Origin of the sequence: Lacibacter sp. H407 (assembly GCF_037892605.1) — a bacterium.
Lineage (GTDB): Bacteria > Bacteroidota > Bacteroidia > Chitinophagales > Chitinophagaceae > Lacibacter.
On record NZ_JBBKTU010000001.1, the window covers coordinates 379,801 to 391,878 of the forward strand.

The window sequence follows — 12,078 nt, forward strand, 5'->3', positions numbered from 1 at the left end:
AGAAAAATAATTATCCTCCTGTATAAATATCCCAGTTAAGATCGGCCTGTGGTTTCGGGAATTGTGTAAACACAGCTCCCTGATCGGCTGCAACGGGTATCTCATTCATCCGGTCGTAACGGCGGGTATCGATCCAGCGATGACCCCAAGGTTCGGCCCATAATGAATAGCGACGCTGATACAGAATTTCACTGATCAATGCGGCTTGCGTTTGTGCGCCACCGTAACCTCCAATACCGGCGGCATTACGAATAACATCTATAGCAGCAACAGCCAAAGCAGGTTGATTGAGTTGCGCATGAGCTTCTGCTTTTATTAAGATCAACTCCTCATTTTTAATAAACGGTATAGCAGTTGTGTTCGAAGCCCAACGCCGATCCTGGTGCGTGCCAAACAATGTACCTGCGTCTGTTGACACACTTGCAGAAGTAGTACGTTGAAAGAATTTAGCAGCAACACGTGCATCGTTTGGTGTAGCATCAGCCAACATAGAAGGATGTACAACGATGATGGTACTGAGACTTGCATCTAACACATAAAATAATGGATTGAATACATCAGGAGCAGCGCCATAAGTATGCGCCGGGCCGGCAGTTAAATTTCCGGCTAAATTCATGAACGATGCATTAGCAGCATCCAACGCTCCTTGCCAATCTTTACGGTAAATGGCTAATCTTGCTGCAATGGCACGGTTTACTTTTTTCAGTCCATCAATATTATTGAAGCCCGTCCATCCTGAAGTAAGCGTAAAAGGAAAGGCAGTGCCCGCTGCATTTAAATCAGCAAATCCTTCATCCAATACTCCTTTGATATATGTTAACGCATCCTGGTAAGGAACAAAATCCCCCGGATTTAGTGGATCTTCAATATCAACACGTACGCCATTATTATACAAAAAATTAGCAGGGATCATGAATTGATAACCCATGATCGTTTTAGCAAATCCTGTTACAGCTTTCTTTTCCTGTTCCGAAAGTACAGCTGTATTTGCAACAGCATTCCGTAATACAATCGCTTGCCTGATAGCCTGATAAGGTGAAGCATAAGCAGCTCCGCCTGTTGCCCCGAAACCAAAATAAGCCGCATCGGGTCTGCGTCCACTTTGTCCCAGCCAATCAGTTTGAAAACGGGGATCTGATGCATTGAAATACCAGATCTCTCTGCCAAAAGTTCCAAACGCTGCGGTTACTGTAAACAGATAATCACGATGGCGTGACTCAAGTCCGGTAATTAAAAATTGAATCTGTGCACGGGAAGCATTATTCGACACACTTCCTACAGATGGATTGTTTGGATCGGCTACTTCTTCCAGCTTTAGCGGATTACATCCAACCATCGAAAGAAGGGCAATGCTTCCAAGAAATGATTTTATGAATTTATATTTCATACGATAGTATTTAGTTTTTTAGAAGTCAAGGTTAATATGAAAGAAAATGCGACGTGTTGTAGGATAAGGACCTACGTCAACATTACCCGCTACTGATTGTGCCCCAAACGTAGATGTTTCAGGATCGTAACCTTCATACTTTGTAATGAGGAATACGTTGTTACCTGATGCGCCAATACGAATCCGGTCAACAAAACCATTAAACCATTTATTAACGGATGTTTTTGGAACGTTATAATACAAACCGATCTCTCTCATTTTAAAGAAGCTGGCATCCTGAACCCAACGACCTGCATTGTTATAAGGGGCCGGTGGACGCTGGCGACCATTTGGTATACCGTCTTTGTCATCATCATCAAACCAACCATCTGTTGTGCCTCCTGAGTCTGTCAAAAAGCTGGACAGGTTAATATTATCTCCACCGTTTCTCCATTCCCACATCATACTTAAATCAAAATTTTTAAGGAAGCTTACTGTGTTAAACCAAGACATTGTAAACTTAGGTTGATTTTGTCCCCACACTGTAAATACACCCGGAGTAACTGCGGGAGATCCAACTATTGTTAGTGGACTTACACCTTGCTGAATAAGATATGTTCCCAAACCTGTTCCAAATGCACCGGTGAGATAAGAAGGAATGCCAAGTTTTTTTACAATCACATCATTCTTCCACCACATCAAACGGGAGAACCAGCGGATATTTGATTTTTGAATAACAGTTCCGGATAAAGCCAGCTCTATTCCTTTATTTTCAAGTTCAGCTTCATTACTTGGAACTGTATTTACACCTACTGCCGGTGACAGATTAAGATTCTGAATATTATTTGCAGTGGTCTTGATATAATATGTTGCTTCTAATGCAAAACGATTTTTGAAAAAACCCGCATCAATACCAAATTCAATTTCACGTGCAGTTTCAGGACGTATTGCGGTATTACCAATTTGAGTGGAAACAACAGAACCGAGTAACCCTCCAATATTTGTACCTGTTAACGGAGTAAAGATGGAGCCAAAACCAACGGGACCAGCTGTTTCACCGTATGCAATACGTGGTTTTAATTGATTGATGAATCCAACATTCCAAAAATCAAAATTAGTTAGGTTTATTGCCAACGATGCTTTTGGAAATGCATAGAACTTATTGATATCGCCATTGAGTGTTGATTTATCAAAACGCACACCAACTGTTCCAACAACTTTATCGTCCCAGTTAACTTCTTCCTGTGCAAAAATACCAGCCTCTCTTATTCTGCTGTCAAATTGCTGATCTACTTGTTGAACTGTCGCCTGCTGCACATTCGTTTGTTTTGGTGCTAACCCACGACCTCTGAGAAAAATGCCGCTGTTATCAAATTCCAAACGAACCACACCGGCCTGTGTTGTAAAATTGAAACTCTTAACGGTGATGTTATGCACCAATGCAGCCTGTATATTTTTATTAAAGCTTTCTTGCCGGCCATGTAACACATCGCCGGGGTTTGCCTGTGCACGTTGAAACTGCAAGTCTTCAGGGAGATGAATGAGTGTTGTATTCTGCAAATAATCGATACCTCCTGTTATACTGAGCTTCAGTTCTGAATTTGTACGATTTAAAATTTGCCAGTTCAATGTACCGGACTGAATAAAACGATTGACCAATGAATTGTTTGTTGCTTTATCAGTTACTGCTAATGGATTCTCTCTTGGCCCGCCATAATCTACATCCGGGTAAATTCCTGCAGCACTTGGACGCAGATCAAAGTAGTTAGGAATATAAGCGATGTTATATCCAATAGAAGCGCCTGTATTGTTCTGGTTACCTGTAAATCCACGATCTGTATTAGAACGTACAAAGTTTGAATTAACAGAGAAGCTTAAACGTTGGCTTATTTTATGATCAATATTTGCACGGATCGAATAACGCTCAAATCCTGTACGGCGAATGATCCCTTCTTCATTGGTAAGAACTCCGCCAATATAGAACTTCGTTTTATCTGTACCACCCGATAAACTTAATCGTGTATTTGAAAGCGTGGCAGTGTTTCCGTAAAACAAATCTTCGAAATCAAAAAACTGACCGGTGCTTTGCGCCTGTTGAAAACGAGCCAACTCAGTTGCCCGTTTGGTTGGATTTGTGAAAAAGAAATTGATCTTATCTACACTCCAGCTATCGGTACCCAATAAACGTAGTGGGCGACCAAAACCAATATCCTGTCCGAAACTGATCGCTGTTTTACCGGTAGCACCTTTTTTAGTGGTGATGATAATTACACCAGCATTGGCACGTGTACCATAAATAGCAGCGGCAGATGGACCCTTCAATACTTCAATAGATTGTATATCGTTGGGATTAATATCTGCTAAGCGATTAGATCCATCATCTTGTGCAGGTGCGCCGGCGCCAGCCGCAGCACCACTTACAGTTGCACGGCCGGTACGTTGGAAGGAGTTGTTGATATAAACACCGTCCATGATAATCAACGGTTGTGATGCACCCACCAGCGATGACACGCCACGTAACTGAATCGACAAGCCACCACCGGGCGCACCACCATTCATACGAATGTTTGCACCGGGCACTTTACTGTATAATGCACCGTCGGTTGTTTGAATTTGCGTTGTGCCGGTTAATTCTTTTGAATTAATGGATGTAACAGCATTTGCGAGGTTACTTCTTTTAACAGAGGAAGCCAAACCTGTTACAACTACCTCTTCAAGATTCAATGCATCCGTTTTCAGTGCTACATCAACAGATGAACTGCTGCTTGTAACATTCACTGATTGTGACATGAAGCCTACCAAAGAAATAACAAGTGTAACAGATTTGTTGTCGGGAACAGCGAGGCTGAATGTCCCATCGGTACCCGTTACAGTTCCAATTCTTGTTCCTTTGATTTGAACACTTACATTCGGTAATGGTTCATTCCGGGCATCGTCAGTAATTTTTCCCTTAACGGTGTACTGGCTAAAGCCGGCAGTGGAGAATAGCAGGAACAGCAATAGCTGTCCAAGCCTTTGCACAGATTTTCTCATGCGTAATTGGTTTTGATTGTAAAAAATAAAACCAACAACCCGATCAGCCGATAGATAAATAGCAAGCAATCGTTCCTCTGTCCACTGACCACAGGTTGTCAGTTTTCATTAAAGCAAAATAGTAAATCCCTTGCAGTCGTTTATAAGAATTGAGTCTTTTTTATCGACAAGGGAGCCACTGATTTAAAGTTAAGACACGGGGTATCTGAAAGTCGCTGCATATACCTGAACAACAGCTGTACACCGCCGAAAACGCAGCAATTCTGTTTAAAAAAAAGTATGTCTAATGAGTAATCTTTAAAACCAACCCGTTTTTTTCTTTTTGGTTGTTCTTCCACCCAGGCCCAGTGCACCCAATAAACTTCGTGTAATAATACTGGCAGCTGTACGGCCCACTTGTTTTACCGTTGGGTTATCAAAAAATGTTTCCTCTTTTTTGGCAGGTCGCTTCTTTTCTTCTTTTTCTTCAGCTTTCGATTCTTCAGCTGCTTTTGTTTTTTCAGCTGCTTCTTCCAGCTTAGCAGTAATTATTTCATGCGCACTTTCACTGTCGATGGTTTCGGCATATTTCTTTACCAATTTACTTTTGGCAACAAGAGTATCTACTTCTGCATCGGTTAACACATCCATGCGGCTGCGGGGGGCTACCAGCATTGTATGTACCAATGGCGTAGGAATTCCTTTCTCATTTAACAAGGTAACAAAGGCTTCTCCAATCCCTAACTGTGTGAGTAATTCATCCACATCATAATATTCAGTTTCTGGATAATTCTCTGCGGCTTGTTTAATTACTTTCCGATCGGCTGCTGTAAAGGCACGCAAGGCATGCTGCACTTTTAAACCTAATTGTGATAATACACTGGCAGGTACATCCTGCGGGTTTTGTGTACAAAAGAAAATACCTACTCCTTTTGAACGGATGAGTTTGATCACGGTTTCAATTTGCTGCAATAATGCTTCATTGGCTTCCTGGAAAACAAGATGTGCTTCATCAATAAACAACACCAGCTTAGGTTTATCCATATCGCCTTCTTCGGGCAGTGTTGCATATAGTTCTGCTAATAAACTCAACATGAAAGTCGAGAACAGTTTTGGACGGTCCTGCAACTCCATCACCCGTAAAATACTGATCATACCACGCCCATCATCACTGATTCGCATCAAATCATCTACTTCAAAACTGGGTTCACCAAAAAACGCATCGGCACCTTGTTGCTGCAGTTCAATTACTTTGCGCAGAATAGTACCGGTTGAGGATGTTGATATTTTACCGTAATCTTTTTCTATTGTTGATTTCCCTTCATCACTGATGTACTGAATGATTTTGATAAAATCTTTCAGATCCAGTAACGGCATTTTGTTATCATCGCAAAACTTAAAGATCATGGCAACAATTCCCTGTTGCGTATCATTCAATCCTAAAATTTTTGAAAGCAGGATGGGACCGAACTCACTTACGGTGGCCCGTAGCCGCACTCCTTTCCCATCATCACTCAAGGTCATCAACTCAACCGGAAAAGCTGCGGGTTTGTATTCGCCTCCCATCAATTGAATACGCTCTTCAATTTTTGAATTCGAAGCACCGGCTGCAGCAATACCGCTGAGGTCGCCTTTAATATCCATCAACACAACAGGAATACTTGCATCACTCAAACCTTCAGCAATAACCTGCAATGTTTTTGTTTTACCAGTACCGGTTGCCCCTGCGATCAATCCATGTCGGTTCATCGTCTTTAAAGGCAATAACACTTCGGCTCCCTGCACCACCTGTTTATCGAACATACCTACACCCAAACGAAATGATTCGCCTTTGAATGTGTAACCCTGTTGTACTGCCTGTAAAAAAAGTTCCTTACTTGCCATGGTTGAAATTTATTGAAAGATAAGAATAAGAATAAAAAACTCTTCGTCTATAAAAATACCTGTTTGTGGTATTGACAATGGTTTTATTGCAGAATACTTTTACAGCTCAAGCATTAATTTTCTCAGTGATCGTTATTATCAATACCGCATTTCTATGCGGTATTCTTTTTTACAAGCGGGAACCAACACCCGAAAAGTAGTATTGCAATCAATCAAAGCAGCTTTTACTTTTGTGGAACACTTTAGCAAGTTAGTTTTTATGAAACTGTTTCTGCACCTTATCAATCAATAAGATTTTTTATCGCTGACATGTGCTCAACACCTTAACAGATACAGTTTCATTTTCTTTTTCACGTTGGTTCCTTATCTATAATGGGCATCCTGTTTTCACGGGATGCTTTTTTTATAACTCCTCTTCCCTCTCCAGCATCAGAATAGCGCTTTGCGGAACAATAAAATATTTATCTCCTTCATAGATCACTTCGGTGGCGCCGCTCATTAAAAAAATTGCCAGATCACCTTCCCGTGCCTGCAGCGGCACATACTTTACCTGTTCGTCTTCACTTTTCCATGGCTCATCATCAACCGGCATGGGTATGGCATACCCGGGACCGGTTTTGATCACGTACCCTTGCTGTACTTTATCCTTTTCCTGCACACCCGGCGGCAGGTATAAACCGCTGGCCGTACGTTCGTCGGGTTTACTGGGTTTGATCAACAGACGATCACCAATTACAATGAGCTTTTTAAACCGGTTATCGGAGGTAAAACGCATAAAATTCATTTAGCAGCAAAAATAACACGAAACAGGAAAGCTGATTGCAACCCCAGTGTACTTTTGCTGCTCTTACAAGAGTTGGCGTACTTCCTTTAACAAAATATTATTCCCTGAAAGAAGTTGCTACAAAAGGTTTTATCTTTATTTGTCAATATAAATAAGAAACAATGGAAGAAGCTAAATCAAAAGTATTGTTAGTTGAAGACGACAGCAGTTTTGGAAATGTGTTAAAGAATTACCTGGAGCTGAATGATTTTGATGTAACACTGGAGCGTGATGGCCGTTTGGGCTTAGCTGCATTTCAACGTGAGAAGTACGATATCTGTTTACTGGATGTAATGATGCCACATGTAGATGGCTTTACATTGGCTGAAGATATTCGTGATATTGATCCTGATGTTCCGTTGTTTTTTCTCAGTGCAAAAACAATGAAGGATGATATTTTAACCGGCTACAAACTGGGTGCTGATGATTATATCACCAAGCCATTCGATAGTGAAGTGTTGTTGATGAAGATCAAAGCCATCCTGAAACGTAACGAAGAAACAAAACAGGAAACGGAGAATAAAGAGTTTGATCTGGGGCAATATCATTTCAATCCCAAATTGCGTGAACTCACGATTGAAGGAAAAACCAATACACTCTCTCCTAAAGAAAGTGAATTGTTACGCATGTTGTGTGAATATAAAAATGACCTGTTGCCAAGAGAAACAGCGTTGAAACGCATTTGGGGCAGCGATACCTATTTCAACGGCCGCAGCATGGATGTGTACATTGCCAAGCTTCGGAAATATTTGAAAGAAGATCCAAAAGTGGAGATCGTAAATATTCACGGTAACGGTTTCCGTTTAGTTGAATCAGAATAAAGAGGATTTAGCAATAAACAAAAAGAGAGATGATATTATCTCTCTTTTTTTATTTGAACTCAACGCTTTTGTTTGCTTCATCAATAAACGCCAGTATTTCTTTCCGGCCTCTGTACTTCACCGCCGACGATACAAAATATGGCGGCAGTTCAGACCAATCTGCACCTAACGCATACAAAAATGCTTTTACACTGGCAGCCACTTCTTTCTGTGTACTCTTATCAGCTTTGGTAAATACGATCGCAAACGGAATTTTCCATTCGCCTAGTTGATTGATAAAGCTGATATCGATTTCCTGCGGCGTATGACGGCTGTCGATCAATACAAACAAGTTCACCAGATTTTCACGCTTGCGGATATAATTCTCGATCATCTTGATCCACTGCTTCCGTTTGCCCAACGCCACTTTTGCATAGCCATAACCGGGCAAATCGACGAGGTACCAGTCGTGTACCTTATGTGTTTTCACATCAATACTTTCGATCAAAAAATGATTGATCATTTGTGTTTTACCCGGCGAAGCACTTGTTTTTGCCAGCTTAGTATTGTTGCAAATCATGTTAATGAGCGATGATTTGCCAACATTACTACGGCCAATAAAGGCATATTCCCGTTTTTCGGGGCTGGGACACTGTTCAACACTTGGACTGCTGATAACGTATGTGGCTGATTTAATATTCACGGCTGCAAGATAGTTTTAAAAGGTTAAAGGTTAAGGGGAACACATAACTCTTAACTCATAACCCATAACAGTTCCCTCCTTACCTTTGCGCTCCATGGCAGAACAATATTCACACGACAAGGTAGTACCCGATGCAGGCTCCTCACAAAGCAAAAAGAAACAGGTGGCAGAGATGTTTGATGACATTGCTCCCCGTTACGATTTTCTGAATCGTTTTCTTTCGGCCGGTATTGATACGGGCTGGCGCCGAAAAGCATTGGCCAAATTGAAAGATCTGCAGCCGAAACTGATGCTGGATGTGGCTACCGGAACCGGTGATGTAGCGATTATGGCAGCCAAACAATTACAGCCCGAAAAAATTATTGGTATTGATATTAGTGAAGGAATGCTGGAAGGCGGTCGTGTAAAGGTGAAAGCCAAGGGATTAGAGACAGTAATTGAGCTGAGAAGCGGCGATAGTGAAACAATAAACTTTCCCGATAACACGTTTGATGCAGTAACTGTAGCGTTTGGTGTACGGAATTTCGAAAACCTTGAAAAAGGCATCAGTGAAATTTACCGTGTGTTGAAACCGGGTGGTCGTTTGGTGGTGCTGGAATTTTCGAAGCCCAAACTGCCGGGTGTATTACAAGCTTACAATCTCTATATGGGATTGGTGGCACCACAGGTTGCCGGCGCATTCAGTAAAAACAAAAAAGCCTATCAATATCTAAACAACAGCATCAAAGCATTTCCGGAAGGAAACAATTTTGTGGCGGTGCTGGATAAAACAGGATTTACAAAAACTTCATGCAAACCTCTTACGCTTGGCATATGCAGTATTTATTGCGGCGACAAATAATCGTTACCCTGTTTCTGTTTACTTGTGTTGTAACGGCAATTGCACAACGGGAAACCAATTTGCCCAACCATGAGCAGAAGTCTTACTATTTTGGTATTACACTGAGCGGTAACAGTTCATATTTTCAGATGAACCATCATCCGAAATTTTTACAGGACGATAGTGTATCCACCGTTAGTTCTGTAAGCCGTGGTGGTTTTGGATTAGGCTTGTTGGGTACATTGCGCCTCGTGAATCATTTGGAAGCACGAATTAACCCACAACTGATCTTTGCTACCCGTGGTATCAATTACTACATGAACTATCCATTGGTGGGTGAAGAAAAATGGCAGCAGAAAAATATTGAAAGTATTTATATCAGCTTACCGTTGCAATTAAAGTTCAGCAGCGACCGCATTGATAATTTTCGAGTTTATATTCTTGGCGGCGGCAAATATGAATATGATTTGGCCAGTAACAGTCAGGCCCGCCGGGCAGAAGATCTTGTAAAATTAAATCGTGCTGCTTTGGGTTACGAAGCCGGACTTGGTTTCAACTTCTACTTCCCTACGTTTATTTTTAGTCCTGAAATTAAATTCAGCAACAGCTTTCAGAATGTACACAGCCGGGATGCAAATTTGATTCACTCAAATGTGATTGACCGGATTCAGGCAAGAATGATTGTGTTTAGCATCCATTTGGAAGGATAAGAGAAATAGAAACACTGATAAAACTGATTGGACTGATCTTCACTGATTTCACTTTGTTTCCTTTGTGCTATTCATTGTGTTCTTTGTGCTATTAAGTAACACAATGAACACAAAGTTTTCACTAAATACACGAATAAAAATCAGCTCTGATCCGTTCCATCTGTGTGATCTGTGACTCTATCCCTCATCAATAATCATACTCCCGGAACCACAAATTCATCCGCACACCTAACCCAAGCATGGTGGTATTTTGTGCAGCTTCATTTCCTTTGGTAAATCGACGAAACAACAGATTCGCATCAATAAAAATATTCTCGTAGATCTCGTAGCTGGCTAAGAAGAGTGCATTGATACCGGTGCTCTTTACACCATTGCCCAACGCATACCCATAGTTACTGCTGCGGCCATCAGTATTCAATCGAAAAATATCTGAACCCGAGTTGCGGCCACTGGCACTATCCAATCCCTGCTTCCAGTAGATCAAACGACCGGTTAAATTCAGTTTGCCGATTGGCTGATAACGTACCATGGCAATTACTTCGCTGAAGTTTGCACCTAACTGATGCGCCAATGGCTGGTTGTAATGCGTGTAGCTCGATACTGAATCAAAATGCGAATACGTAAATGGACGAACACTGTTCCATTCCAACTGCAGATCAAGATTGTTTACATTGGCTACATCAATATACTTCAACCCAAGCTGTGTTCCGGTTTTGTTACCCCACCAACTGCGGTCTTTGCGTAACTCAGCAAAATTGAATTCATCAATGATCAATTGTCCGTACAACTGTACACGCTTGAACAGGTTTGCCTTAAAATCAGCACCCACCATCGCATTATCACTGCTTCCTAAATTTCCTTCTACAGTACGGTAAAAAATGATTGGATTCATATATCCAAATTCAAACTTATCCTTGCGGCCAAATACAACACCTTCAAACAAACCTACATTCAACCACGGCATTACATTCATACTCAAATGATGCATGGCTGCATACTTCTTAGGCACCAGATTATTATTATTGTTGCTTTTCCCTTCACTGTGCAATTCCATGAACAGGTTCTGGTAATTGAATTTCCAGATGCGTGTGTTGAGTTTTACAAATAACTGGTTACCTGCAAACTCACTCAACATTAAACTACGGTAACCATTGCCGATAAAATTGCGGTCGTAACCGATCTGGAAGTTGATATACTTTGCAGCATTGAAAGTGAATGAACCCCGTGCATCAAAATAATCAACACCGGTTTGTTTAAATGTCTTATAAAAATTTGCACCGGGCACTGCCGCTAAACTATCAACCCAATTCTGCACAAACAACGGCCCACGCTCCTGCACATCCATTGCCATGGCACTAAATCCAACCCGTTGCCCAATGTTACCACGCACATTCAAACCACGTTGGTTGATGAAAATGTTCTGATCGGTATTATTCAATTCAACTGATTGACGATAACTGATCATTGGATTGATGGCAATAAAAAAATCATCACCATACTTTTCAATAAAACTGGCGGGCGTTTTATAAAAATGCTTGAGGAATGGTTTTTTACTTTTAAACACACTGCGATCGCCTTTTACCCACTCCTGGTTGTTGAGATACAGACTGTGCAGATTGTATTGATCGGCCTTGCTTAACCGGAGCGCTGTATCCTGGTTATAAAATAAGGGTGTGTGCGCCAGCATCGAATCGGCCTTGGCACCCAGCCATTGCACAGCATAACGACGGTCGTATGGCTTTGTGGAGGTGAAATTAAGATCGCTCACATGACCGGTTTTCAATTCAAGCCGGTCAATAAAATGAAGGTGTTTCGATTGCTGCTGCATGTACGTACTTTGCGCAGCGGAAAAAAAGGGTATAGCAAGTAACGCTAACCATAGACTGCATTTGCTAAATTGCATGCGGTTGTGTTTTAATGGTAAAAATAAGTTATACCAACGATACATGCGGACAATGTG

Annotated in this window: 9 protein-coding genes; 3 read left to right on the forward strand and 6 right to left on the reverse strand. The window is 41.4% G+C overall.

Translation table 11 applies throughout. The annotated features are described in order from the left end of the window. Positions 1–10 precede the first annotated feature (10 nt). The 4 genes from WG989_RS01650 to WG989_RS01665 all read right to left on the reverse strand — a co-directional run bounded on the left by WG989_RS01650 (position 11) and on the right by WG989_RS01665 (position 7,037). Positions 11–1,387, reverse strand: a complete 1,377-nt coding sequence (locus WG989_RS01650; RefSeq protein WP_340426854.1) for a RagB/SusD family nutrient uptake outer membrane protein — start codon at positions 1,385–1,387, stop codon at positions 11–13. An 18-nt stretch (positions 1,388–1,405) separates the two neighbouring features. Further along, complete coding sequence (locus tag WG989_RS01655; protein WP_340426855.1) at positions 1,406–4,399, reverse strand: SusC/RagA family TonB-linked outer membrane protein; 2,994 nt, start codon at positions 4,397–4,399, stop codon at positions 1,406–1,408. Positions 4,400–4,696: 297 nt separating this feature from the next. Next, the gene (locus WG989_RS01660; protein ID WP_340426857.1) at positions 4,697–6,262 is read right to left on the reverse strand and encodes a helicase HerA-like domain-containing protein; all 1,566 of its coding nucleotides are present in this window, start codon (positions 6,260–6,262) and stop codon (positions 4,697–4,699) included. Positions 6,263–6,665: 403 nt separating this feature from the next. Next, on the reverse strand, positions 6,666–7,037 hold the full coding sequence (locus WG989_RS01665; RefSeq protein ID WP_340426859.1) for a co-chaperone GroES: 372 nt from the start codon (positions 7,035–7,037) through the stop codon (positions 6,666–6,668). A 170-nt stretch (positions 7,038–7,207) separates the two neighbouring features. On the opposite strand from WG989_RS01665, the gene WG989_RS01670 reads away from it, so the two are divergent. Next, a complete protein-coding gene (locus tag WG989_RS01670; RefSeq protein WP_340426861.1) occupies positions 7,208–7,906 on the forward strand; it encodes a response regulator transcription factor in 699 nt (232 codons plus the stop codon). A gap of 49 nt (positions 7,907–7,955) precedes the next feature. Here WG989_RS01670 and yihA read toward each other — a convergent pair whose 3' ends face one another. Further along, complete coding sequence (yihA, locus tag WG989_RS01675; protein WP_340426862.1) at positions 7,956–8,588, reverse strand: ribosome biogenesis GTP-binding protein YihA/YsxC; 633 nt, start codon at positions 8,586–8,588, stop codon at positions 7,956–7,958. 94 nt (positions 8,589–8,682) lie between these two features. Here yihA and ubiE point away from each other — a divergent pair, with 94 nt between their 5' ends. Both ubiE and porT read left to right on the forward strand, forming a co-directional pair. Next, positions 8,683–9,429, forward strand: a complete 747-nt coding sequence (gene ubiE, locus WG989_RS01680) for a bifunctional demethylmenaquinone methyltransferase/2-methoxy-6-polyprenyl-1,4-benzoquinol methylase UbiE (protein ID WP_340426865.1) — start codon at positions 8,683–8,685, stop codon at positions 9,427–9,429. Then, the gene (porT, locus tag WG989_RS01685; RefSeq protein ID WP_340426867.1) at positions 9,402–10,118 is read left to right on the forward strand and encodes a type IX secretion/gliding motility protein PorT/SprT; all 717 of its coding nucleotides are present in this window, start codon (positions 9,402–9,404) and stop codon (positions 10,116–10,118) included. The genes ubiE and porT overlap by 28 nt, the downstream gene beginning before the upstream one ends. 187 nt (positions 10,119–10,305) lie before the next feature. On the opposite strand, the gene WG989_RS01690 is transcribed toward porT, so the two are convergent. Then, complete coding sequence (locus tag WG989_RS01690; protein ID WP_340426869.1) at positions 10,306–12,021, reverse strand: hypothetical protein; 1,716 nt, start codon at positions 12,019–12,021, stop codon at positions 10,306–10,308. Positions 12,022–12,078: the final 57 nt, after the last annotated feature.

Coding starts and splice junctions, on each gene's coding strand:
- porT (WP_340426867.1), top strand. CDS start 9,402: ATGCAGTATTTATTGCGGCGACAAATAATCGTTACCCTGTTTCTGTTT.
- WG989_RS01660 (WP_340426857.1), bottom strand. CDS start 6,262: ATGGCAAGTAAGGAACTTTTTTTACAGGCAGTACAACAGGGTTACACA.
- WG989_RS01690 (WP_340426869.1), bottom strand. CDS start 12,021: ATGCAATTTAGCAAATGCAGTCTATGGTTAGCGTTACTTGCTATACCC.
- ubiE (WP_340426865.1), top strand. CDS start 8,683: ATGGCAGAACAATATTCACACGACAAGGTAGTACCCGATGCAGGCTCC.
- WG989_RS01655 (WP_340426855.1), bottom strand. CDS start 4,399: ATGAGAAAATCTGTGCAAAGGCTTGGACAGCTATTGCTGTTCCTGCTA.
- WG989_RS01670 (WP_340426861.1), top strand. CDS start 7,208: ATGGAAGAAGCTAAATCAAAAGTATTGTTAGTTGAAGACGACAGCAGT.
- WG989_RS01665 (WP_340426859.1), bottom strand. CDS start 7,037: ATGCGTTTTACCTCCGATAACCGGTTTAAAAAGCTCATTGTAATTGGT.
- WG989_RS01650 (WP_340426854.1), bottom strand. CDS start 1,387: ATGAAATATAAATTCATAAAATCATTTCTTGGAAGCATTGCCCTTCTT.